This window comes from Actinacidiphila polyblastidii (assembly GCF_036353415.1).
In the GTDB taxonomy this organism is placed as follows: domain Bacteria; phylum Actinomycetota; class Actinomycetes; order Streptomycetales; family Streptomycetaceae; genus Actinacidiphila; species Actinacidiphila polyblastidii.
The window spans coordinates 639,606-662,334 of sequence record NZ_JAZEWV010000001.1 but is presented as its reverse complement, the minus strand read 5'-3'; the positions used below and the strand labels follow the sequence as shown (position 1 = coordinate 662,334).

Annotated in this window: 25 protein-coding genes and 1 pseudogene; 3 read left to right on the top strand and 23 right to left on the bottom strand. The window is 72.6% G+C overall.

Going from position 1 to position 22,729, the window contains the following annotated elements:
- Window positions 1-53: 53 nt before the first annotated feature.
- The 6 genes from rlmN to rpsB all read right to left on the bottom strand — a co-directional run bounded on the left by rlmN (window position 54) and on the right by rpsB (window position 5,809).
- Window positions 54-1,160 carry a dual-specificity RNA methyltransferase RlmN gene (rlmN, locus tag V2S66_RS02735; RefSeq protein ID WP_330792739.1) on the bottom strand — a complete coding sequence of 369 codons (1,107 nt, stop codon included), beginning with the start codon at window positions 1,158-1,160 and terminating at the stop codon, window positions 54-56.
- A 75-nt stretch (window positions 1,161-1,235) separates the two neighbouring features.
- Window positions 1,236-2,189: a phosphatidate cytidylyltransferase gene (locus tag V2S66_RS02730; protein ID WP_330792738.1), complete on the bottom strand. Its 954-nt coding sequence runs from the start codon at window positions 2,187-2,189 to the stop codon at window positions 1,236-1,238.
- Window positions 2,190-2,263: 74 nt separating this feature from the next.
- Window positions 2,264-2,821, bottom strand: coding sequence for a ribosome recycling factor (gene frr / locus V2S66_RS02725; protein ID WP_330792833.1), 558 nt, complete (start codon window positions 2,819-2,821; stop codon window positions 2,264-2,266).
- Between the two features lie 40 nt (window positions 2,822-2,861).
- Window positions 2,862-3,743 carry a UMP kinase gene (gene pyrH / locus V2S66_RS02720; RefSeq protein ID WP_413966265.1) on the bottom strand — a complete coding sequence of 294 codons (882 nt, stop codon included), beginning with the start codon at window positions 3,741-3,743 and terminating at the stop codon, window positions 2,862-2,864.
- 181 nt (window positions 3,744-3,924) lie between these two features.
- On the bottom strand, window positions 3,925-4,761 hold the full coding sequence (gene tsf, locus V2S66_RS02715) for a translation elongation factor Ts (RefSeq protein WP_330792736.1): 837 nt from the start codon (window positions 4,759-4,761) through the stop codon (window positions 3,925-3,927).
- 94 nt (window positions 4,762-4,855) lie between these two features.
- Window positions 4,856-5,809: a 30S ribosomal protein S2 gene (rpsB, locus tag V2S66_RS02710; protein ID WP_330792735.1), complete on the bottom strand. Its 954-nt coding sequence runs from the start codon at window positions 5,807-5,809 to the stop codon at window positions 4,856-4,858.
- Between the two features lie 267 nt (window positions 5,810-6,076).
- Between rpsB and V2S66_RS02705 the strand changes: the two genes are divergently transcribed.
- Complete coding sequence (locus V2S66_RS02705) at window positions 6,077-6,715, top strand: peptidoglycan DD-metalloendopeptidase family protein (protein ID WP_330792734.1); 639 nt, start codon at window positions 6,077-6,079, stop codon at window positions 6,713-6,715.
- Between the two features lie 111 nt (window positions 6,716-6,826).
- Here the strand turns inward: V2S66_RS02705 and V2S66_RS02700 are convergent, their stop codons facing one another.
- From V2S66_RS02700 to proS, 17 genes and pseudogenes are all read right to left on the bottom strand, one after another.
- Window positions 6,827-7,384, bottom strand: coding sequence for a TetR/AcrR family transcriptional regulator (locus V2S66_RS02700; RefSeq protein ID WP_330792831.1), 558 nt, complete (start codon window positions 7,382-7,384; stop codon window positions 6,827-6,829).
- A gap of 54 nt (window positions 7,385-7,438) precedes the next feature.
- Window positions 7,439-8,275 (bottom strand): RNA polymerase sigma factor WhiG, encoded by an 837-nt coding sequence (gene whiG / locus V2S66_RS02695; protein WP_330792733.1) that lies wholly within the window; start codon window positions 8,273-8,275, stop codon window positions 7,439-7,441.
- Between the two features lie 299 nt (window positions 8,276-8,574).
- Window positions 8,575-9,747, bottom strand: a complete 1,173-nt coding sequence (gene dprA / locus V2S66_RS02690) for a DNA-processing protein DprA (RefSeq protein ID WP_330792732.1) — start codon at window positions 9,745-9,747, stop codon at window positions 8,575-8,577.
- On the bottom strand, window positions 9,744-11,387 hold the full coding sequence (locus V2S66_RS02685; protein WP_330792731.1) for a YifB family Mg chelatase-like AAA ATPase: 1,644 nt from the start codon (window positions 11,385-11,387) through the stop codon (window positions 9,744-9,746). The genes dprA and V2S66_RS02685 overlap by 4 nt, the downstream gene beginning before the upstream one ends.
- A complete protein-coding gene (locus V2S66_RS02680; RefSeq protein ID WP_330792730.1) occupies window positions 11,387-11,749 on the bottom strand; it encodes a YraN family protein in 363 nt (120 codons plus the stop codon). Before V2S66_RS02680 ends, V2S66_RS02685 begins: the two co-directional genes overlap by 1 nt.
- Window positions 11,750-11,897: 148 nt before the next feature.
- Entirely contained in the window at window positions 11,898-12,224 is a 327-nt protein-coding gene (locus V2S66_RS02675; RefSeq protein WP_018562949.1) for a DUF2469 domain-containing protein, read from the bottom strand.
- 74 nt (window positions 12,225-12,298) lie between these two features.
- Window positions 12,299-13,039, bottom strand: coding sequence for a signal peptidase I (gene lepB / locus V2S66_RS02670; RefSeq protein ID WP_330792729.1), 741 nt, complete (start codon window positions 13,037-13,039; stop codon window positions 12,299-12,301).
- A 34-nt stretch (window positions 13,040-13,073) separates the two neighbouring features.
- Window positions 13,074-14,255: a signal peptidase I gene (lepB, locus tag V2S66_RS02665; protein ID WP_413966264.1), complete on the bottom strand. Its 1,182-nt coding sequence runs from the start codon at window positions 14,253-14,255 to the stop codon at window positions 13,074-13,076.
- Between the two features lie 277 nt (window positions 14,256-14,532).
- Window positions 14,533-15,048: pseudogene (gene lepB, locus V2S66_RS34455) on the bottom strand (signal peptidase I); the annotation flags it as partial.
- A 193-nt stretch (window positions 15,049-15,241) separates the two neighbouring features.
- On the bottom strand, window positions 15,242-15,997 hold the full coding sequence (lepB, locus tag V2S66_RS02655; protein ID WP_330792727.1) for a signal peptidase I: 756 nt from the start codon (window positions 15,995-15,997) through the stop codon (window positions 15,242-15,244).
- Between the two features lie 45 nt (window positions 15,998-16,042).
- On the bottom strand, window positions 16,043-16,393 hold the full coding sequence (gene rplS, locus V2S66_RS02650; RefSeq protein ID WP_330792726.1) for a 50S ribosomal protein L19: 351 nt from the start codon (window positions 16,391-16,393) through the stop codon (window positions 16,043-16,045).
- A gap of 130 nt (window positions 16,394-16,523) precedes the next feature.
- Window positions 16,524-17,345, bottom strand: a complete 822-nt coding sequence (gene trmD / locus V2S66_RS02645) for a tRNA (guanosine(37)-N1)-methyltransferase TrmD (protein WP_330792725.1) — start codon at window positions 17,343-17,345, stop codon at window positions 16,524-16,526.
- A gap of 1 nt (window position 17,346) precedes the next feature.
- The gene (gene rimM, locus V2S66_RS02640; RefSeq protein WP_330792724.1) at window positions 17,347-17,955 is read right to left on the bottom strand and encodes a ribosome maturation factor RimM; all 609 of its coding nucleotides are present in this window, start codon (window positions 17,953-17,955) and stop codon (window positions 17,347-17,349) included.
- A 96-nt stretch (window positions 17,956-18,051) separates the two neighbouring features.
- Entirely contained in the window at window positions 18,052-18,291 is a 240-nt protein-coding gene (locus V2S66_RS02635; protein ID WP_093716568.1) for an RNA-binding protein, read from the bottom strand.
- A 2-nt stretch (window positions 18,292-18,293) separates the two neighbouring features.
- Window positions 18,294-18,743, bottom strand: coding sequence for a 30S ribosomal protein S16 (gene rpsP / locus V2S66_RS02630; RefSeq protein ID WP_330792723.1), 450 nt, complete (start codon window positions 18,741-18,743; stop codon window positions 18,294-18,296).
- Window positions 18,744-18,891: 148 nt separating this feature from the next.
- Window positions 18,892-19,482, bottom strand: coding sequence for a hypothetical protein (locus V2S66_RS02625; RefSeq protein WP_330792722.1), 591 nt, complete (start codon window positions 19,480-19,482; stop codon window positions 18,892-18,894).
- A 222-nt stretch (window positions 19,483-19,704) separates the two neighbouring features.
- A complete protein-coding gene (proS, locus tag V2S66_RS02620) occupies window positions 19,705-21,117 on the bottom strand; it encodes a proline--tRNA ligase (RefSeq protein ID WP_330792721.1) in 1,413 nt (470 codons plus the stop codon).
- Between the two features lie 215 nt (window positions 21,118-21,332).
- Between proS and V2S66_RS02615 the strand changes: the two genes are divergently transcribed.
- Both V2S66_RS02615 and V2S66_RS02610 read left to right on the top strand, forming a co-directional pair.
- A complete protein-coding gene (locus tag V2S66_RS02615; protein ID WP_330792720.1) occupies window positions 21,333-22,157 on the top strand; it encodes a methyltransferase in 825 nt (274 codons plus the stop codon).
- A gap of 59 nt (window positions 22,158-22,216) precedes the next feature.
- Window positions 22,217-22,717, top strand: coding sequence for a ribonuclease FAU-1 family protein (locus tag V2S66_RS02610; RefSeq protein WP_330792719.1), 501 nt, complete (start codon window positions 22,217-22,219; stop codon window positions 22,715-22,717).
- The last annotated feature ends 12 nt before the right edge of the window (window positions 22,718-22,729 follow it).

The following is a 22,729-nucleotide window of genomic DNA, read 5'->3' as shown; positions in this document are numbered from 1 at the left end:
TACGGAACCGCGGGAACCGTATCAGCCTGCGCCCGCGCGGCCGCGGGCGCGGGTCACCGCTCGGACGCGGCGAGCTGCCCGCAGGCGCCGTCGATCTCCTGGCCGCGGGTGTCCCGTACGGTCACCGGCACGCCGTGCGCCTCCAGGGCGGCGACGAAGGCCCGCTCGTCCTGCGGGCGGGACGCCGTCCACTTCGAGCCGGGGGTCGGGTTGAGCGGGATGAGGTTGACGTGCACCCGATGGTTCTTCAGCATCCGGCCCAGCCGGTCGGCGCGCCACGCCTGGTCGTTGACGTCGCGGATCAGCGCGTACTCGATGGAGATGCGGCGGCCGGAGACCTCGGCGTAGTGCCAGGCCGCGTCCAGCACCTCGCGCACCTTCCAGCGGGTGTTGACCGGGACGAGGGTGTCGCGCAGCTCGTCGTCCGGGGCGTGCAGGGAGACCGCGAGGCGGCACTTGAAGCCCTCGTCGGCGAACCGGTACATCGCCGGGACCAGGCCGACGGTGGACACCGTGATGCCGCGCTGGGACAGGCCGAGGCCGTCCGGCTCGGGGTCGGTGAGGCGGCGGATCGCGCCGACCACCCGGTTGTAGTTGGCGAGCGGCTCGCCCATCCCCATGAAGACGATGTTCGACAGCCGCGCCGCGCCGCCGGGGACGTCCCCGTCGCGCAGCGCCCTCATGCCCGCGACGATCTGGTGCACGATCTCCGCGGTCGACAGGTTGCGGTCGAGGCCCGCCTGGCCGGTCGCGCAGAACGGGCAGTTCATGCCGCAGCCGGCCTGCGAGGAGATGCACATGGTGACCCGGTCCGGGTACCGCATCAGCACCGACTCGACCAGCGTGCCGTCGAAGAGCCGCCACAGCGTCTTGCGGGTGTCCCCGTCGTCGCAGGAGGCGTGCCGCACCACCGACATCAGCTCGGGCAGCAGCTCGCCCGCGAGCCTGCCGCGGGCCGCGGCCGGGATGTCCGTCCAGGCCGCCGGGTCGTCGGCGTACCGGGCGAAGTAGTGCTGCGACAGCTGCCGGGCCCGGAACGGCTTCTCCCCGAGCGCGGCCACCGCCTCCTTCCGCTCCGCGGGCGAGAGGTCGGCAAGGTGCCGCGGGGGCTTCTTGGCCCCGCGCGGCACGGCGAAAGTCAGTTCTCCGGGTGCAGGCATGATGTTTTCCAGTGTCGCAGATCGCCGGCGGTTGCCCGTCCGCCCTACGCGGCGGGGCCGTGGCGGCCGGCGGGGTCAGCCCTTGCCGACGAAGGCGACCAGGAGGAGCCAGACGACCGGGGCGGTGGGCAGCAGCGAGTCGAGGCGGTCCATGATGCCGCCGTGGCCGGGCAGCAGCGTGCCCATGTCCTTGATGCCGAGATCCCGCTTGATCATCGACTCGCCGAGGTCGCCGAGGGTCGCGCTGGTCGCCGCGGCCAGGCCCAGCAGCAGGCCCTGCCACCAGCGGCCGTCGTCGATGACGTACTGCATGAGCAGCGCGCCCGCGACCATCGCGAAGGCCATCGCGCCGGCCAGTCCCTCGCGGGTCTTCCCGGGGCTGATCCGCGGCGCGAGCCTGTGGCTGCCGAAGCGCCAGCCGACCGCGTAGGCGCCGGTGTCGCTGATCACCGTGAGCAGCAGGAAGACCAGCACCCTGCGGGGGCCGTCGTCCGCGGCGAGCATCATCACCACGAAGGTGGCGAGGAACGGCACGTAGAAGGCGGCGAAGACACCCGCCGTGACGTCCTTGAGGTAGTTCTCCGGAGGCTGCGCCATCCGCCAGACCAGCACGGCCAGCGACGTCAGCGCCATCGCGATCCAGGCGCCGTCGGCGCCCTTGAGGTAGCCGGCCACGACCGTCGCCGCGCCGCCCACCACGAGCGGCACCAGCGGCGCCCTGATGTCCTTGCGCTCCTGGAGCCGCGACGTCAGCTCCCACAGCCCGACCGTCACCGCGGCCACCACGACGCCGACGAAGACCGCCTTGACGATGAACAGGGCGGCGATGATGACCACCCCGAGTCCGACGCCGACCCCTATCGCCGCCCGCAGGTTCCGCCCTGCGGACTTCTTCGCGGGGGCGGGCGGCGGCGGTGCGGCGGGCGGCGGTGGCGGCATGGGGGCAGTCTTCCCTCTGGGCCCGGGGTCCGTCGCGGAACCCGCCGGGTGACCGGCGCGTGGCGAAGCGCCCCAGGAAGAGTCGTTCACGGAGCTTCGCCTCGCGTCGTCGTCGGATGGTGGTGGGCCAGGGGTGGGCGTGGTGACCGGAGGAGGCGCGGCGGTCAGACCTCCAGCAGCTCGGTTTCCTTGTGCTTGAGCAGCTCGTCGATCTGCGCCACGTACTTCGACGTGGTGTCGTCCAGCTCCTTCTCCGCGCGGCGCACCTCGTCCTCGCCCGACTCGCCGTCCTTCACCAGCTTGTCGAGGGTCTCCTTGGCCTTGCGGCGGACGCTGCGGATGGAGATCTTCGCGTCCTCGCCCTTGGTCTTGGCGACCTTGATGTACTCCCGCCGCCGCTCCTCGGTGAGCTGCGGGAAGACCACCCGGATGATGCGGCCGTCGTTGCTCGGGTTGACTCCGAGGTCGGAGTTGCGGATCGCCTCCTCGATGTTGCGCAGGCTGCTGCTGTCGAAGGGGGTGATCACCGCCATCCGCGGCTCGGGCACCGCGAAGGACGCCAGCTGGTTGATCGGGGTGATCGTGCCGTAGTACTCCGCCACGATCTTGTTGAACATCGCCGGATGCGCACGGCCCGTGCGGATCGCCGCGAAGTCGTCCTTGGCGACGGCCACGGCCTTGTCCATCTTCTCCTCGGCCTCGAGGAGTGTCTCTTCAATCACCATGTGCTCCTGGTATTCAGAAGGCAGCGCCTGGGGCGCGTCACGCCCGAGTGCCGTGGTCGTTGACCAGCGTGCCGATCTTCTCACCCTTCACGGCCCGCGCGATGTTGCCCTCGGCGAGCAGCTCGAAGACCAGGATCGGCAGCTTGTTGTCCTGGCAGAGGGTGATCGCGGTGAGGTCAGCCACCCGCAGGTCGCGGGCGATGACCTCGCCGTACTCCAGCGCGTCGAACCTGACCGCGTCCGGGTTGTGCTTGGGGTCGGAGTCGTAGACGCCGTCCACCCCGTTCTTGCCCATCAGCATCGCGGTCGCGTCGATCTCCAGCGCCCGCTGGGCGGCGGTGGTGTCGGTGGAGAAGTACGGCATGCCCATACCGGCGCCGAAGATCACCACGCGGCCCTTCTCCAGGTGCCGGATCGCGCGCAGCGGGATGTACGGCTCGGCGACCTGGCCCATGGTGATGGCCGTCTGCACACGGGTCTCGATGCCCTCCTTCTCCAGGAAGTCCTGGAGGGCGAGGCAGTTCATCACCGTGCCGAGCATGCCCATGTAGTCGGACCTGGCCCGGTCCATGCCGCGCTGCTGGAGCTCCGCACCGCGGAAGAAGTTGCCGCCGCCGACCACCAGCGCGATCTCGTAGCCGTCGCGGACCACCGCGGCGATCTCGCGGGCGATGGCGTGCACCACGTCGGGGTCCACACCCAGGCCGCCGCCGCCGGCGAACGCCTCGCCGGACAGCTTGAGCAGGTAGCGGCCCGGCGTCACGCCACCGCGGCCCACCGCGGCGGGCGTCCGGTCGGCCCGGTCCTGGGTGCCGGCGCCGCCGGCGGGGCGGGCGGTGACGGCGTTGTCGGCGGTGCCGGCGTTGTGAGCCTTGTCGGCCTTGCCTGCGCCTTCGTCCATGGGGTTCTCCTCGTGCACGTACAAAGGAGGCCACTGCCGAGGGTCCTGATCGGTTCCCTTGACGGCAATGGCCTCCTCGTCACATCTGCGGCCGGCCGGCGGGCGGCCGACCGCGTACGACCCTAGCGGGGCCGCCGGTCTTTCGCTGCTCCGGCGACGTGGGTACGCCGCCGGAGGTGGTGCCCGTCAGACGGGGGGCTCAGACGCCGACGCGGAAGCGGGCGAAGCGCTTCAGCGTGACACCGGCCTCGTCCAGCACCTTCTGGACGGTCTTCTTCGGGTCCTTGGCGAACGCCTGCTCGACGACGACGTTCTCCTTGAAGAAGCCGTTCACCCGGCCCTCGACGATCCGCGGCAGGGCGGCGTCGGGCTTGCCCTCCTCGCGCGCGGTGGCCTCGGCGACGCGGCGCTCGTTCTCGACCGTCTCGGCGGAGATCTCGTCGCGGCTGAGGAACGTCGGCGCGAAGGCGGCGATGTGCTGCGCCACGTCCTTGGCGGTCTGCGCGTCGGCCTTGTCCAGCTCGACCAGCACGCCAACCTGCGGGGGCAGGTCCGGGCTGGTGCGGTGCAGGTACGAGGCGACGTAGCCGTCGGTGAACTGCGCGAAGCGGTCCAGCACGATCTTCTCGCCGAGAGTCGCGTTCGCCTCGTCGACGAACGCCTGGACGGTCTGGCCGTCCTTGATCTCGGAGGCGAGCAGCGCCTCGACGCCGGCCGGCCTGGTCGCGGCGACGTGCGCGGCGATCGCGTCGGCGACGGCCACGAACTTGTCACCCTTGGCGACGAAGTCGGTCTCGCACTTCAGCTCGAGCAGCACGCCCTCGCTGTTGTCCTCGGCGAGCAGCGAGACGACGGCACCGTTGGAGGCCGAGCGGCCCTCGCGCTTGGTGACGCCCTTCTGGCCCTTGACGCGGAGGATCTCGACGGCCTTGTCCAGGTCGCCTTCGGCCTCGGTGAGGGCGTTCTTGCAGTCCATCATGCCCGCGGCGGTCAGCTCGCGGAGCTTCTTGACGTCGGCGGCGGTGAAGTTCGCCATGGCTGTGTGTCTCTTCCCGAATCGGTGGATCTACGGGTCAACGGCGGGGGCGCGTGTGCCCCCGCCGTCGTCACGCGTGGTTCTGCGAGAGGCGTCAGGCCTGCGGGGCGTCGCCCTCGGCCGGAGCCTCGGCCGGCGTCTCCGCGGGGGCCTCGGCGGTCTCGGCCGGGGTCTCCGCAGAAGCCTCGGCGGCCTCGGCCGTCTCGGCGGGGGCCTCGGCGGTCTCGGCGGCGGGCGCCTCGGCGGCCGGGGCGTCGCCCTCGGAGTCGGCCTTCTTCTCGCCCTCCAGGAGGTCACGCTCCCACTCGGCGAGCGGCTCGGCCACGCCTTCCGCCTTCTTGTCGCCCAGCGCGGCGCCGGAACGGGCGATCAGGCCCTCGGCGACGGCGTCGGCGATCACGCGGGTGAGCAGGGTGACGGAACGGATCGCGTCGTCGTTGCCCGGGATCTTGTAGTCGACCTCGTCGGGGTCGCAGTTGGTGTCGAGGATGGCGACCACCGGGATGCGGAGCTTGCGCGCCTCACCGACGGCGATGTGCTCCTTCTTGGTGTCCACGATCCAGACGGCGCTGGGCACCTTCTGCATCTCGCGGATGCCGCCCAGCGTCTTCTCCAGCTTCTCCTTCTCGCGGGAGAGGACCAGGAGCTCCTTCTTGGTCAGGCCGGAGGCGGCCACGTCCTCGAAGTCGATCTCCTCGAGCTCCTTCAGGCGCTGGAGGCGCTTGTAGACGGTCGAGAAGTTGGTGAGCATGCCGCCCAGCCAGCGCTGGTTGACGTAGGGCATGCCGACGCGGGAAGCCTGCTCCGCGATGGCCTCCTGCGCCTGCTTCTTGGTGCCCACGAACATGATGGAGCCGCCGTGCGCGACGGTCTCCTTGACGAACTCGTAGGCGCGGTCGATGTACGACAGCGACTGGAGCAGGTCGATGATGTAGATGCCGTTGCGCTCGGTGAAGATGAAGCGCTTCATCTTCGGGTTCCAGCGACGGGTCTGGTGCCCGAAGTGGACGCCGCTCTCGAGCAGCTCCCGCATCGTGACGACGGCCATGGCCGTACTCCTTGATGTACTCGGTTACCGCGGCCGCCGGACGGCTGCCGCGCCTGACGCCCCGGCGCGCCGTGCCACGAGGGACCGAGGGGCGCGGCCACCGCCCCGAGAACGGGGTGGGTGGCGGGGCGTGCGAAGTCGACCCGGTGACCCGGATCGCCAGAGAAAGTGTACGGGACCGGCGGAGCACCAGGCGACACCCGAGTTGTCCACAGCCCCCCGACCAAGATCATCGCCACTCCTCCCCCGTCCGCCATCGTGGACCCCATGACCTGGACCACCCTCTGCACGACGGCAGCGCTCACCGCGGCCCTGCTCACCGCGGCCACCGCCCGCCCCGCCACCCACCCCACCGCCGGCCCCACCACCAGTTCCGCCGCCCTTCCACGAGGGGTCGCCACGGCGGCGGCAGCCCGCCCCGCCGCCGGGTGCACGGGCGGGGCCGGCCCCGCCGCCCGGTGCTGGCCGGTGACCGGCCCCGGGATACGGGGCCGCCCCGTCGTCGAGCGCGGCTTCGACCCGCCCGCGCAGCCCTGGGCCGCCGGCCACCGCGGCGTCGACCTGCGCACCGCGCCCGGCGCCCCGGTACGGGCCGCGGCCCCCGGCGCCGTCGCCTTCACCGGCCGCGTGGCCGGCGTCCCCGTCGTCGTGATCGCCCTCCCGGGCGGCCTGCGCACCACCTACCAGCCGGTCCGCGCGACCCTGCCGGCCGGCGCCGAGGTCCCGGCCGGCCGCACCGTCGGCACCGTCGCCGCGGTCGACGGCGTCCTCCCCCACTGCCCCGACACCTGCCTGCACTGGGGACTGCTCCGGGACGACGTCTACCTCGACCCGCTCCTCCTGCTCCCGCCCTCCCTGCGCCGCGCCGGCCCTTCCCGGCTGCTCCCGGTGTACGGCAGGACGTGAGGCGGCGGATCGAGGCGGAGGCGGGAGGGATCAGCAGCGGGGGCGGAGGTGGGGGGTGGGGGGTGGGGCGGGGGGGAGGGGGGAAGGGGGGAGGGGCCCCACCGGGCAGGATCAGCCGCTGACGCCGTGCAGGGCCATGGTGACCGCCGCGGCCACGATCTCGTCGGGGGCCTCGGCGGCGCCCAGTTCGATGCGGCGTACGGCGGCGTCGACGACGCCCTGGAGGAGCATGGCGATCAGCCGGGGTTCGCCGTGGCCGAGGTCGGAGAGGGCGGCGACGACCATGGCGACGAGTCCGCCGTGGGCGGCGCGGATCTTCTCGCGGGCGCCGGCGTCCAGCTCGCCCGCGGAGATGGCGACGACGGCGCGGTGCCTGCGGTCGCCGACGAGGGCGAGCTGGGTGCGCACGTATGCCTCGATCCGGGCCGCGGGGGTGTCGGCGGCGGCCATGGCGGCTTCGACCTCGGCGGCCCAGACCGGGAAGTCGACGGCGCACAGTTCCTCGACGACGGCCGCGCGGGAGCGGAAGTACTCGTAGACCGAGGAGCGGGCAAGGCCGGTGCGCTCGGCCAGCGCGGGGAAGGTGAGGGCTTCGGTGCCGCCCTCGGAGAGCAGCGCACGGGCGGCGTCCAGGAGGGCGCGGCGCTGCATCGTCCGGTGCTCGGCCACGGAGGCCGCACGAATTCTGGGCATTGCTCCACTGTAGAAGGTGGGCGGGTGGGTCTAGCGGCCCACGTCGGCCAGCTTTGCCCGGAGTTGGAGGACGGACTTGGTGTGGATCTGGCTGACGCGGCTTTCGGTGACGCCGAGTACCTGGCCGATTTCGGCGAGGGTGAGCCCTTCGTAGTAGTAGAGGGTCACCACGGTCTTCTCGCGTTCGGGGAGGGTGTTGACGGCGCGGGCGAGGAGCCGGCGCAGTTCGCGGTCCTCGGCGACTTCGACGGGGTTGTCGGCGCCGGTGTCCTCGAGGGTGTCGACGAGGCTGAGCCGGTCGCCGCTTTCGGCGCCGACGTGCAGGAGTTCCTCGAGGGCGACGACGTTGGCGAGGGACAGGGCGCTGAAGACGCCGTGGAGTTCTTCGAGGGGGACGCCCATCTCGGCGGCGACCTCGGGTTCGCTGGGGGTGCGGCGCAGTCGTGCTTCGAGGGTGGCGTAGGCGCGTTCGACGGCGCGCGCCTTCTGGCGGACGGAGCGGGGGATCCAGTCGAGGGCGCGCAGTTCGTCGATCATGGCGCCGCGGATGCGGGTGATGGCGTAGGTCTCGAACTTGATGGCGCGCTCGGGGTCGAACTTCTCGATGGCGTCGATGAGTCCGAAGACTCCTGAGGACACGAAGTCGGCTTGTTCGACGTTGGCGGGCAGGCCCACGCTGACCCGGCCTGCGACGTATTTGACCAGGGGCGAGTAGTGCAGGATCAGTTGTTCTCGCAGGCGGGCGTCCCCCGTGGACTTGTAGGTCCGCCACAGCGCGTCGAGCGAGGTGGGGGCGGCGGGCCGTGGGGCTGCGGGGGTGGCGGTCGCCGCCGCTGTCCGCTGGGGCCCGGGGGTGTACTGGGGCATGCGTCGTTGTGAGCCGTTCTGCCGTGACGTGGTGGTGGGGGGCCGGCGTGGGCGGGGTTTCGGCCCTCCGCGAGCGTAGCGTCACCATGGTGTCGCTGGCTGCTACGTCATCCGTGTGGGACATGCGCAGATACGTTCTTCTGCGGGTGCAGGGGGCCGAGCCGGCGGCGGTGTCCGGTCCGGTCGCGGGTGAGCGGATCTGGGGGCAATGATGCGGGCCTGTGCGCGCCTGTGTGGCCGGTCCTACGATCGTCGCAGGTCAGAGCGTTTTCCTGTCACCTGATGGTGTGTCGATGCCGTCAACCGGTTCTGTCGGGTGGCGCCTCCCGTGCGGTACGGACCAACTTCCAGCGGCCGCCGGATCGTTCGACGAAGCCGAGGGCCTGCAATTCGTGGAGGCGGCCCAGCGTGTCGGCGGTGGTGGCGCCGGCGGCGTCGGCGATGTCCTCATCGGTGGCGTCGCCGCGGCCGGGGACGGCTTCGAGGACGCGGGCGGCGGCGGGTGGGAGGTGGTCGTGCGGGAGGACGGGGCCGCGGCGTTCGGGGGCGAGGTCGGCGCCGATCTCGCCGACGAGTTCGATGATCTCGGCGGCGTCGGTGACGAGGGCGGCGTCGCCGCGCAGGAGTTCGTGGACTCCTTCGGAGAGTCCGCTGGTGCAGGGCCCTGGCACGCCCATGGTGATGCGGCCGAGTGCGGTGGCGCGGCGGGCGGTGATGAGGGAGCCGCTGCGGTAGCGGGCTTCGACGACGACGGTGCCGCGGGTGAGGGCGGCGATGACGCGGTTGCGCAGGATGAACCGGCTGCGGGTGGGGTGGGCGCCGGGTGGGAGTTCGCCGAGGAGCAGGCCGTGGGCGGCGATGTCGGCGATGAGGTCGGCGTTGCCGCGGGGGTAGGGGCTGTCGACGCCGCTGGCGACGACGCCGATGGTGGCGCCGCCCGCGCGCAGGGTGGTGCGGTGGGCGACGCCGTCGACGCCGTAGGCGGCGCCGGAGACGACGATCCAGCCGGCGTCGGCGAGGCCGGCGGCGAGCCGGGCGGCCATGTGGGCGCCGTAGTCGGTGCAGGTGCGGGCGCCGACGAGGGCGACGGAGCGCAGTGCCCACAGCCGCAGTGAGGGGGCGCCGCGCACCCACAGGCCGTAGGGGCGCTGGGCGCCGAGGTCGTCGAGTTGGCGGGGCCACTCGGGGTCGCCGGGGCAGATGAAGCGGGCGCCGGTGCGGTGGGCGGTGTCGAGGTCGGCGTGGGGGTCGGTGCGGGCGGCGCGGCGGGCGTAGCTCTCGGTGCGCTGGGGTCCTGCTCCTGGCAGGGGTGTGGCGTCGCGGGCGGCGCGGAGGGTGGCCTGGGGGCCGCGGTCCTGGAGGGCTCTGCCGATGACGGTGTCGCCGGGGTCGGTGATGCGGGTGAGGGCGGCGCGGGCGAGGCGTTCTTCGTGGGGGACGCCAGGTGGGGGGTGGGGCGGCGGGGCGGTCATGCGGTGCTCCCGGCCATGGTGGCGCCGCGGTGGACGCCGGAGCGCAGTTGGAGGGCGCGCAGCACGTCGTCGGGGGTGGGCTGGGGGTGGCCTGCGAGGTCGGCGAGGGTCCAGGCGACGCGCAGGACGCGGTCGAGGCCGCGGGCGGTGAGCAGGCCGCGTTCCATGTCGCGTTCGGCGGCGAGGAGGGCGCCGGGGGCGACGTGCCATCGGGTGCGGATCTCGTGGCCGGGGACCTCGCAGTTCATCCGCCAGGGGGTGTGCTGGTAGCGGGTGGCGGCGCGGGCGCGGGCGTCCTGGACGCGGGCGGCGATGACGGTGGTGGACTCGCCGGGGCCGTGGCCCATGAGTTCGCTGCGGCTGACGGCTTCGACGTCGACGCGCAGGTCGACGCGGTCGAGGAGGGGGCCGGAGAGCCGTGCCTGGTAGCGGCGGACCGCGGTGGGCGAGCAGTCGCAGCCGCCGCCGGTGGAGAACCGCCCGCAGGGGCAGGGGTTGGCGGCGAGGACGAGCATGAAGCGGGCGGGGAGGCGCATCACGCCTGCGGCGCGGGCGACGACGACGTGCCCGGATTCGAGGGGCTGGCGGAGCGCGTCGAGTGCGCGGACGCTGAATTCGGGGGTTTCGTCGAGGAAGAGCACGCCGCGGTGGGCGAGTGAGACGGCGCCGGGGCGGGGCAGTCCGCTGCCGCCGCCGACGAGGGACTGCATGGTGGCGGAGTGGTGGGGGGCGCAGTAGGGCGGGGTGTCGACGAGGGGGCGGCCGGGCGGGAGGATGCCGGCGACGGAGTGGACGGCGGTGGCTTCGAGGGATTCTTGGCGGGTGAGGGGCGGCAGGATGCCGGGCAGTCGTTCGGCGAGCATGGTCTTGCCGGCGCCTGGGGGGCCTTTGAGGTAGAGGTGGTGGCCGCCTGCCGCGGCGACTTCGAGGGCGAGGCGGGCGGCGGGTTGTCCGGCGACGTCGGCCATGTCGGGGGGTGCGGCGGCGCCGGGGGCGTGCTGGTGTGCGCCGCCGAGGCTGGTGGCGAGTCCGGTGCCGATGCCGCCGCCGGGGACGGTGAGTCCGGCGAGCAGCGGGTCGGGGCGGCCGTCGAGGTCGGGCCCTGTGCGTTCTTCGTCGGGGACGGGTTCGTCGTTGAGCACGGCGATGAGTTGGCGCAGCGAGCGGACGCCGAGGACGGCGACGCCGGGGACGAGGGCTGCTTCTGCGGTGGTGTGCTCGGGGACGACGACGTGGCGGTAGCCGGCGTCGGCGGCGGCGAGGACGGCGGGGAGCACGCCGCGGACGGGGCGGACGACGCCGTCGAGGCCGAGTTCGCCGATCATCATGAGGTCGGCGATGGCGTGGGGGGCGATGCGGCCGTCGGCGGCGAGGACGGCGCAGGCCACGGCGAGGTCGAAGCCGGAGCCGCTTTTGGGGACGGATGCGGGGCTGAGGCCGACGGTGAGCTTCTTGGCCGGCCAGGTCTCGCCGCTGTTGACGATGGCGGCGCGGACCCGGTCGCGGCTTTCGATGAGGCTCTTGTCGGGGAGGCCGACGAGGGTGAAGGCGGCGATGCCGGGTTCGAGGTCGGCCTGGACCTCGACGACGACGCCTTCGACGCCGACGAGGGCGACGGAGCAGGTGCGGGCGAAGCCCATCACGCCACCCCCCGGACGTGCTCGACGCGGGCGGCGCCGCGGCTGGGCAGGGTGACGCCGATGACGTCGATGCGGATGCCGCCCGGTGGTGCGCCGCCGTGCTGTGCGGTCCAGCGTTCGGCGAGGTTCTGCAGCCGGGCGACCTTGCGTGCGGTGACGGCGTCCAGGGGGTTTTGGAAGGGCCCTTCGCGGCGGGTTTTCACCTCGCAGACGACGAGGGCGTCTCCTTCGGCCGCGAGGATGTCGATCTCGCCGCGGCGGCCGCAGCGCCAGTTCCTGGCGAGGACGCGGAGCCCCGCGTCGCGCAGGGTGCGGGCTGCCACGTCTTCGCCGTATCGTCCGAGCGCACTTCGCGCGTTCATCCGTACCACCTCCGTCACTCACTGTGACAGAGGCGGCGCCCCCCGCGATGATCTTGGAATCGCCCTGTGGACAACCTCGCCGGGCCCGCCCCCCGGGGGGCGCCGTGGCGTCCGCCGCCGGCCCGGATCCCGGCCCTCGCCCCCGGGCTCAGCCGTTGAAGCCGGAGTCGTCGGACGGCAGGTCCAGGTCCGCCTTGTTCAGCTCCTCGATGTTCACGTCCTTGAACGTGAGCACGCGCACCTGCTTGACGAAGCGGGCCGGCCGGTACATGTCCCAGACCCAGGCGTCGGCCATGGAGACCTCGAAGAACACCTCACCCTGGACCGAGTGCACCTGCATCTCGTAGTCGTTGGTGAGGTAGAAGCGCCGCTCAGTCTCGATCACGTACTTGAACAGGCCGACGACGTCGCGATACTCCCGATAGAGCTTCAGCTCCATCTCGGTCTCGTATTTCTCGAGGTCCTCGGCGCTCATGGCATGTTCCCCTTCAGCCGTACGTGCCCCCATTGTGCGTCACACCGTCTCACGCGCGCCGCGGCGGCGGCGCGTCACCGCCTGCGGCGCAGCGCCTTCGCCACCGGTTCGTACGCGGCGCCGCCCAGGATCAGTGCGGCGCCGGCCACGATGAGGAAGGTGATCCAGCGCAGCGGCCCCTGCGGCGACTGGCCGCCCCCGGGCAGGGCGTCGAAGGCGGACGTCGTCGGCAGCATGCCCATGCGGCCGAGCGGCCATGCGGTGGCGTCCACCCGCCCCTTGACGTCGCCCACCGGGACCGCGCCGCCTTCGGCGTCCTCCAGGTGGACCCGGGAGTCCTCGGAGACCGAGCGGTCGTCGCCCAGCATGAACAGCTCGCCCTTGGCCACGGTCGCCTTGAACGCCTCCTGGGCGGACCGGCCGTGGCCCTGGAGGTAGGTCTCCTCGACCGGGACGCCGTCCACGGTCAGCCGGCCCTGCCTGTCGCAGCAGGCCACCACGTCGCCGCCGACGGCGACGACCCGCTTGACCAGAGGTTCGTTGCCCCACAGGGGGTCCTTGAAGACGACGACGTCCCCGCGGTGCACCTGCGATCCGGAGACCTTCTGGGCCAGCACCTTGTCGCCGGGCATCACGGTGGGCCGCATCGACTCGGTCGGCACCGTGTAGGGGCGGTAGACCAGCCCGGCCCAGGCGAAGCCGCCGAGGAACATCACGCAGCCCAGGGCGATGGCCAGCCCGGACGCCACTCGTCCGGACCGGCCCGTGCGGTCCCCGCGTATCGCGGTCGTACCGCGGCTCGTCGTCACGCTCATGCTGCGGAACCCTACCCGGGGGTAGGGCTTCCGGTCAGCTCTCGCCCTCGGTCTTCTTCAGCAGCAGGTGCTTCTTCGGCAGGTGCTCCTTCGGCAGGCCCTTGCTCAGCAGCCGCCTCCTGCGCAGCAGGACCAGCGGCAGCGCGCCGGCCAGGCCGATCGCGGCGGGACCGCCGGCGCCGGCCGCGTTGATGCCCGGCTGGGAGAAGGTGGAGGGGATGCTCAGCCAGTCCCAGCGGTTGATCGGCCAGGCCACGACGATGGCGCGGCCGACGACCTTGTCGTCGGAGACGGTGCCGCCGCCGGGCAGCGACATGTGGAAGCGGGAGTCCAGGGAGTCCTGGCGGTGGTCGCCCATCACCCAGATCCGGCCCTTGGGCACGGTGATCTTGAACGGTGCGTCCGGGGAGCACGGGGTGTTGCCCGCGTACACGTACGGCTCGTCCAGCGCCTTGCCGTTGACCTTGACCGGGCCGGTGCCCTGGCACTCCACGGTGTCGCCGCCGACCCCGATGACCCGCTTGATCAGGTCCTTCTCGTCCGCGGACGGCATCAGCCCGATGAAGCTGAGGCCGGTCTGCAGGCCCCGGACCAGCGGGTTGCTGCTGGCAGGCGGGTTCTCCGGCAGCCAGCCGCCCGGGTCGTGGAAGACGACGACCTCGCCGCGGGTCGGCTCGGAGCCGAACCACGGGGTGAGCTTGTCGACCAGGACGCGGTCGCCGCGCTCCAGGGTGTGCTGCATGGAGTCCGACGGGATGGAGAACGCCTGCACCAGGAAGGTCTTGATCAGCAGCGCCAGCACCAGCGCGATGCCGACGAGCAGCGGCAGCTCCTTCCAGAAGGAGCGCTGCTTGGCGCCGCCGCCCGCGCCGCCGCCGGAGGGGCGGTCCTCGTCACCGGGGGCGCCGGGGCCGCCGGAGCCGCCGGAGTCCGCGGGCCGCGAGGGGTCGGAGACGTCCGAGGCGTCCGGGAACTGCGAGGGGTCCGCACGGTGCGCACCGTGCGCCGGGCCGCCCTGGCCGGGCGCGACGGGCGGGCCCGCCGCGGCACCCTGCGCGGGCGCGGCGGGCCCGAAAGCCGCGCCGTGCCCGGGGACGCTGCCGCCGCCGTCCGCCCGGTCCCTCATGTCGTGCACGTCCTCCGTCGGGGGCACCTCGATGTCCTCCCTCTCGGGCTCGCCGGATCCAGAACGTGCGCCGACCACCAGGTCCCCCACATCCACTCCTCACTCCAGTCTTCCGCCTGCCCCGTTTCCGGCGCAGGCCCACCATCCCGATAACGAGCGGGAGTTCCGCAGGAGTCGGCAGCTGGTTCGTCCTTTGACCATTGTTGGCCCAACCCACCCTAGTGGCCGTACCTGTGCCGTCCGTGCCGGCCGCGGTCGGGGCGGGCACGGAGGCGTACGTACCGGGCTCCTGGAGCCGCCGCCAGTGGTCGAGCGGCCAGGCGATGACGAAGGCCCGTCCGACCACCAGGCTCTCCGGGATCGTGCCGCCGCCCGGCTTGTCGGTGTGGTACCGGGAGTCCGCGGAGTCGTCGCGGTGGTCGCCCATCACCCACAGCCGGCCCTGCGGCACGTGCACGGTGAACGCCATCCGGGACGGCGGGTTTCCCTCGAAGAGGTAGGGCTCGGTCAGCGGCGTGCCGTTGACGGTGATCCGGCCCTGCTGGTCGCAGCACCGCACGGTGTCGCCGCCGACCGCGATGACCCGCTTGATGAGGTCCTGCTCGCCGGAGGCCGGCAGCAGGCCGATGAAGGTGAAGAACTGTTTCACCTGCTTGACGACCACCGGGTCCGGCTTGGGCTGGGGCTCGCCGGTCAGCCAGCCGCCCGGATCCTGGAAGACCACGACGTCCCCGCGGTGCGGCTGCGCGCCGAACCAGGGGGTGAGCTTGTCGACCAGCACCCGGTCGCCGATCCGGATGGTCTGCTCCATCGAGCCGGACGGGATGACGAACGCCTGCAGCAGGAAGGTCTTGAGCACCAGCGCGATCAGCAGCGCCACCATGACCAGCAGCGGCACCTCGCGGGCCAGCGAGCGGCGGCGCTTGCGCTTGACCTTGCGGGCCAGCTTGCGGCGCTCGACGCGGCTGCTGCCGGTGAGCAGCGGAGGCGCCTGCGGCGGGTCGGCGGCGGGAGCGGACGCGGCGGCGTCCGGGTGGGCCGGCGCCTTGTGGTGGCCGTAGCGCGGCCTGCCGCGGTTACCCATGACGGCCGCCTGCGGGCACGGGCACGGCGGCGAAGGCGGCCGGGCGGCGCAGCCGCGTCCAGTGGCCGAGCGGCCAGCCGATCCAGTCGGCGCGGCCGATCACCCGGCCGACGGGCACGGTGCCGCCGCCGGGGTCGCCGAGGTGGTCGCGGGAGTCGGCGGAGTCGTCGCGGTGGTCGCCCATGACCCACAGCCTTCCCTCCGGCACCACGATGTCGAACGGCTCCCGGGAGGGCACGTCGCCCGGGTGGAGGTAGGTCTCGTCGAGCGGCTGCCCGTTGACGGTGATCCTGCCCTGCCGGTCGCAGCAGGTGACCCGGTCGCCGCCGACGCCGATGACGCGTTTCACGTAGTCGGTCCCGCCGCTCTCGCGGAACGACCCCTCACCGTCGAACACGATCACGTCCCCCCGCTGCGGCGCGCCGCCGAATCGGTACGCCAGCTTGTCGACCAGCACCCGGTCGCCGACCCGCAGGGTGTTCTCCATCGAGGTGCTCGGCACCTCGAAGGGCTCCACCACGAAGTGGCTGACGAGCAGCAGCACCACGACACCGCCGAGCGCGGCCAGCAGGGTGCGGCGCCAGTCCTGCCACCAGCGGGCGGCCGCCACCGCCCAGGGGTGTCCGGCCGGCTGCCCGTCAGCGGCGGGCGGCCGGTCGCGGACAACGGAACGCGACCGCTCCTGCCGGTCCGCCTCGTCGGCGGATGGGGAGCGGTCGCGTTCCGTTGGGGCTGCTTCGCTGTCCATCGGGGCGGAAGCTTATCCGGCCCGTGCCAAGGACAGGTCAAGCGCTCACCTGTCGCGCTTCTCCTTGATCTTCGCGGCCTTGCCGCGCAGCTCACGGAGGTAGTACAGCTTCGCGCGGCGGACGGCGCCGCGGGTGACGACCTCGATCTTCTCCACGATCGGGGTGTGCACCGGGAAGGTGCGCTCCACGCCGACGGAGAAGCTGACCTTGCGGACCGTGAAGGTCTCGCTGACGCCCGCGCCCTGGCGGCGGATGACGACGCCCTTGAACTGCTGCACACGGGAGCGGTTGCCCTCGATGACGCGCACGTGCACGTTGACGGTGTCGCCGGGGCGGAAGGTCGGGACGTCGGTGCGCAGGCTCGCGCTGTTGACGGTCTCGATCAGGTTGGTCACGGTGTTCTGCTTCCTCGCCGATGCCACAGGTCATCGACGGAATGTCGGAGAGTCACGAGGTTCGCTGCCGGGTCCCGGTGGGCGTCGTTCCCCCTGTGGCAGGGGCGCGCGCCGAGCGGGCAGCAGCCGCTCATTCTTCCACGGCGTCGGGGTTGCGCCCAAATCGGCCGTCGGGTCCCGGCTGCCAGCCGAGGATGCTGAGCATCTCGCGGTCCTTCTTGTCGAAGGCCGCGGGGTCGGCGCGCTCGATCAGGTCGGGCCGCAGCGCCGCGGTGCGGCGGAACGCCTCGTCCCGCCGCCAGCGGGCGATCCTGCCGTGGTGGCCGCTGAGCAGCACGTCGGGGATGCCGCGGCCGCGCCACCGCGGCGGCTTGGTGTAGACGGGGCCTTCGAGCAGGTCGGCCATCTCGCCCGGCGCGAAGGAGTCGTCGGCGTGCGAGCGGGCGTTGCCCAGCACGCCGGGCAGCAGCCGGGCGACCGCCTCGGTGACGACGAGCACCGCGGCCTCGCCGCCGGCCAGCACGTAGTCGCCGATGGAGACCTCGACGACCGGCAGCCGGGTCGCGTACTCGGCGGTGACGCGGCTGTCGATGCCCTCGTAGCGGGCCGGCGCGAAGACCAGCCAGGGCCGCTGCGCGAGCTGGACCGCCAGCGCCTGGGTGAACGGCCTGCCGCTGGGGGTGGGCACGACCAGCACCGGCTGCGCGGCGCCGGCCTCGTAGCCGTCGGCCAGCGTGGTGTCGAGTGCCTCACCCCAGGGGCCGGTCATCATGACCATGCCGGGGCCGCCGCCGTACGGGGTGTCGTCCACGGTGTTGTGCCGGTCGAGGGCCCAGCCGCGCAGGTCGTGGACGTGCACGTCGAGGGTGCCGGCGGCGCGGGCCTTGCCGACCAGCGAGACGTTCAGCGGCTCCAGGTACTCGGGGAAGATCGTGACGACGTCGATCCGCATCTCAGGCGTCCCCGTCGCTGTCCTCGGCGCGGTCCCCGTGTGCGTCCCCGTCGCTGTCCCCGTCTTCGGCGCTCTCCCGGGCGCTCGCCGTCTGCGCCTCGGCCTCGTCGAGCAGCCCCGGCGGCGGGTCGATCACCGCGCGCTGCTCCTCCAGGTCGATCTCCGGCACGATCTCGCCGACGAACGGGACGAGCACCTGGCTGCCGTCGGGCCGCTCGACGACCAGCAGATCCTGGTACGGGAGGTGGGTGATCTCGGCGATCCGGCCGATCTCGCGGCCGTCGACGGTGACCACGTCGAGGTCGATCAGCTGGTGGTCGTAGAACTCCTCGGGGTCCTCGGGCGTCACCTGCGGGTCGACCTCGGCGATCAGCAGGGTGCCGCGCAGCGCCTCGGCGCCGGTGCGGTCGGCGACGCCCTCGAAGCGCAGCATCAGCCGGCCGCTGTGCACCCGGCCGGTGGCGATGGTGAGCGGTCCGGTGGCGGCGGGGTCGGTGGCGAGCACCGCGCCGGGGGCGAGCCGCAGCTCCGGCTCGTCGGTGCGGACCTCGACGGAGACCTCGCCCTTGATGCCGTGGGCGCGGCCGATCCGGCCGACTACCAGCTGCACGTGACGTTCAACTCCCGGGACTAGGACGGAGAAAAGCACCGGGCCGGAAGGCGGCGACAACCGCTTCCGGCCCGGTGCACGAGACGTTCGGTCCGCTCAGCGAACCTGGTCCACATCGACGAGGTCGACGCGGACGCCACGGCCGCCGAGCGCTCCGACGACGGTGCGCAGCGCCCTGGCGGTACGGCCGTTGCGGCCGATCACCTTGCCGAGGTCGTCGGGGTGGACCCGGACCTCGAGCACGCTGCCGCGCCGCAGGGTGCGCATGCCGACCTGCACATCGTCGGGATTGTCGACGATGCCTTTCACGAGGTGCTCAAGAGCCTCCTCGAGCATGCTCAGGCCTCGGTGGACTCGGCCGAGGCGCCGGCCTCGGCGTCGTCGGCCTTCTTCTCGGCCTTGTCGGCCTTCTTCGCCTTGGGGGTGATGGCCTCACCCTTCGGCTCGTCGGCGCTGTCCTTGGCGGCGGCCTCGAACAGGGCGCGCTTGTCTGCCTTCGGCTCGGCCACGAGCAGCGGCGCCGGGGCGGGCTCGCCCTTGTACTTCTGCCAGTCGCCGGTGAGCTTCAGGATGGCGAGGACCGGCTCGGTCGGCTGCGCGCCGACGGAGAGCCAGTACTGCGCGCGGTCGGTGTCGACCTCGATGCGCGAGGGGTTCTGCACCGGGTGGTACAGGCCGATCTCCTCGATGGCCCGGCCGTCACGGCGGGTACGGGAGTCGGCGACGACGATGCGGTAGTGAGGCGAACGGATCTTGCCCAGACGCTTCAGCTTGATCTTGACTGCCACGGGAGCGGGTTCTCCTGGTGTTGACGTGGTTGGGCGCGACGAGAAGCCACGTGGGGTTGTGGGAATCGTGCGCCCGACGGACGCGTCAGCCGAAGGAGAGAGGGTTCCTGCACGGCTGTCGAGTTCTCAGCTGGACATTCTGCCACACTCACCCGACCCCGACGACCTCCGGGATGCGGAAGGGCTGGCCGCACGCGCCGCACATGATCGGCGCCTGGGCCAGGACGGAGGGCACGACCCGGACGTTGCGCCCGCAGTCGCAGACGGCCTTGACCCGCACGCCGCCGCCCGAGGAGCCGTGCCGTGCGGCCGGACCCCGGAAGGAGCGCCCGGTGTCGGAGGTGGTGGCCGCGGAGTGCGCCTTCAGGGCGCGCTGCAGCCGCTCGATGGTGGGCCGATATCGCTTACGGGTGTCGGGACGCATCACCACGAGCGAGAAGCCGCTGCTGGGATGCGGGTCCTCGGCGTGGTCGAGGCCCATCTCGTCGGCGATCGCGAGGAAACGTCGGTTGTGGTAGCGGCCGGCGCGCGAGGTGTCACGGATGCCGCGGGCGGCGGCGATCCCGTGCACGGCTTCGTGCAGCAGCCTTTCGAAGGAGAGCTCCGTACCGCAGGCGGACGACGACTCTCCGATCAGGGACTCGGGCGCGGCCAGGTCGGGCAGCTCGGGATGGTGCCGTTGAATATCGGCCCAGGCGACTGCCAGCTCGGCGGCGAGTACAGGTGGTGTCGTGCTCACGCCGTATCAACGAGCCGGGCGGCCCCGGTGTTCCGATTCCGGGACAGTCCAATTAATTTGCACTGATCGGTCAGTTCCGGATAACGCACCGCGAGGGGGCATGACGCAGGGCGGGTGCGGAGGACACCGGCGAAGACCGGTGAACCTGTGCACCCGACCCCAAGGCGGACCTCTCGGCGCATTCCGAGCGCCGCCCTTCGGTCAGCGGACGCGCGCCGCGCGTCAGTAGGCCCTGGCGACCACCGCGACGGTGCCCGGGGCGTCGTCCGCGGTGGGCACCGAGCCGTCCTCGGCGACCAGGCAGCGCACCGAGACGCCCTGCTCGGCGAGCTTCGCCTCGCCCTCGGGGCCGAGGTCGGCCCACGGGATGCGGCCCCAGCCGGTGGCCGCGGCCTCGACGGCCTCGTCGATCGAGGCGACGTCCACGGTGCGGGACAGCCGGCGGTCGCGGGACTCCTGCAGCAGCCGCGCCTGGTCCTCCTCCAGCGCCTTGGGCAGCAGGTCGGCGAGGGCGTCCAGCGCCACCGGCTCCTTGCCGCCCGGGATGCGCCGGGCCAGCATCGCGGTGCCGCCCTCCAGGTCGCGCGGACCGATCTCGACCCGCAGCGGCACGCCCTTGAGCTCCCAGTCGACCGCGCGGCGGCCGAACGGGGTGTCGGTGCGGTCGTCGACCACCACGCGCAGCCCCGCCGCGCGCAGCCGGTCGCCGACCTCGTGCACCTTGGCGATCACCGCCTCGTCCTCCTTGATCGCCAGCACGACGACCTGGACGTGGGCGAGCTTCGGCGGCACCCGCAGGCCGTTGTCGTCGCCGTGCATCATCACCAGGGCGCCGATCATGCGGGTGGTGCTGCCCCAGGAGGTCTGCCAGACGTGCTCCTGGGTGCCCTCCTTGGACAGGTACTGGGTGTGGAACGCCTTGGCGAAGTTCTGGCCCAGTTCGTGGCTGGTGCCCAGCTGGAGCGCCTTGCCGTCGCCCATCATCCCCTCCAGCGTGAGGGTGTTGATGGCGCCGGCGAACCGCTCCTTGACCGTCTTGCGGCCCAGCACCACGTCCATGGCCAGGACGTTCTCCATGAAGTCGCCGTAGACGTCGCGCTGGATGCGGGCGGCGAACTCACGGGCGTCGTCCTGGGTGGCGTGCGCGGTGTGCCCCTCCTGCCAGAGGAACTCGGTGGTGCGCAGGAACAGCCGCGGACGCAGCTCCCAACGCACCACGTTCGCCCACTGGTTGATCAGCAGCGGCAGGTCCCGGTAGCTCTGCACCCACTTGGAGAAGTACTCGTTGATGATCGTCTCGGAGGTCGGCCGGACGACGATCGGCTCTTCCAGTTCCTTGCCGCCGCCGTGCGTGACGACCGCCAGCTCCGGCGCGAAGCCCTCCACGTGCTGGGCTTCCCTGGTCAGGTACGACTGCGGGATGAACAGCGGGAAGTAGGCGTTCTGCGCGCCGACCGCCTTGATCCGCGCGTCCATGTCCGCCTGCATCCGCTCCCACAGCCCGTAGCCGTACGGCCGGATGACCATGGTGCCGCGCACCGGGCCGTTGTCGGCCAGTTCGGCCTTGCTGATCAGGTCCTGGTACCAGCGCGGGAAGTCGTCCGCCTGGGGGGTGAGAACGGGAGCCTTTGCCATGGGGGCGATGGTACGGCCCTGCACCGCGGATGCGTGAATCGGCCGCCCGGTACCGGCCGGTATCCGGAAGTTAACAAGAACGCCCCATCCAGACCCTGGACGGGGCGAGGAATCAGCAGTTGTCTGGCTTTCGGGGACGAGTTCCCCGCAACGGATCACCGGGGGGGCGCACGCAGCACACGGAGCACGGTCCGACGCCGCAGATTGGGGCTTCCATGGCACCTACGCTCTCTCGCGAATCCAGACTCGGTGCGGAGGGCAGAGCGCGGGACTGGGCGGAGATCCAGGAACGCATGCTCGTCCCTCTCTACGAGACCGTGTACGACCGGCTCGAGGTCGACGCGGCCACCCGGCTGCTGGCGCTGGGCTGCGGGTCCGGCCTCGCGCTGCTGCTCGCGGCAGGCAGGGGCGCGGCCGTCACCGGCTGCGACTCCGACGAGGCCCGCCTCGCGCTGGCCCGCGCCCGGCTGGAGTCCTGGCCCGCCTCGGGCGCCCCGCGCGGGCGCCGCGCCCGGCCCGCCAGGCTGCTGTCCGGGCCGCCGCCGGCGGCGGTGTCCGCCGGCGAGTACGACGTGATCACCGCCTTCGACCCGGTGGAGCCGGTGGCGGAGCTGCGGCCCGCGCTGGACCGGGTGGCGCGGACCGCGCGCCGCGGCAGCACCGTGGTGCTGGCCGGCTGGGGGCCGCCGGAGCGCTGCGCGACCTCGCGTGTGCTGCGGACCGCGGCGCGGCTGGCCGAGCCGCGCGGCCCCGGCGCGTACGAGCTGCGGCTCAGCGGGCGCGACGACCTGGAGGACCTGGCGCGCGGCGCGGGGCTGCGCCCGGACGGCTCCGGCCGGGTGGCCTGCCCGTTCGGCTACCCGGACCTGCGCAGCGCGGTGCGCGGGCTGCTGTCCACCGGGCTGTTCGACGCCGCGGCGGCCGCGACCGACCGCCACCAGGTCGACAAGGAGCTGACCGAGGCGCTGCACCCGTACCGCCGCCCCGACGGCACGGTCCGGATGGAGAACGTCTTCCGCTACGTCATCGCCCGCACCTGACCCCGGCGGCCGCCGGAAATCCGCTGGCCGTCCCCGGCCCGGTGGGCCAGGCTTGGCCCGTGCCCACTCTCCTGTCCCCCGGCGCGCGCACCGTGGTGCGCCTGGTCAAGGCCGACCGCGAGAAGGTCCGCTACGGCGCGCGCGTGCTGCGCGACGACGGCGTGCGGGTGACGGTCGCCGCGCCCTGGTCGCTGCCCTCCGTCCGGGACTTCGGCTTCGTGCGCTTCGAGCCGGGCGACGAGTTCACCGAGCACTACTGGCGCGACCGGTGGTACGCGGTCAAGGAGGTCCGCGACGCCCGCGGCGCGCTCAAGGGCTGGTACTGCGACGTCACCCGCCCGGTGGTCGTCACGGCCGGCGAGCTGGTCTCCGAGGACCTGGACCTCGACCTGTGGCTGTCCGCCGACGGGCACGAGGTGCGGCGGCTGGACGAGGACGAGTTCGCGGCCGGCGGGCTGGCCGGCCGCGACCCGCGGGCGGCCGACGCGGCGCGGCGCGCGCTGGACGAGCTGGAGGCGCTGGCCCGGGCGGGCGGGCTGCCGGGACTGCTCACCCCGTGACGTCCCGGCCCA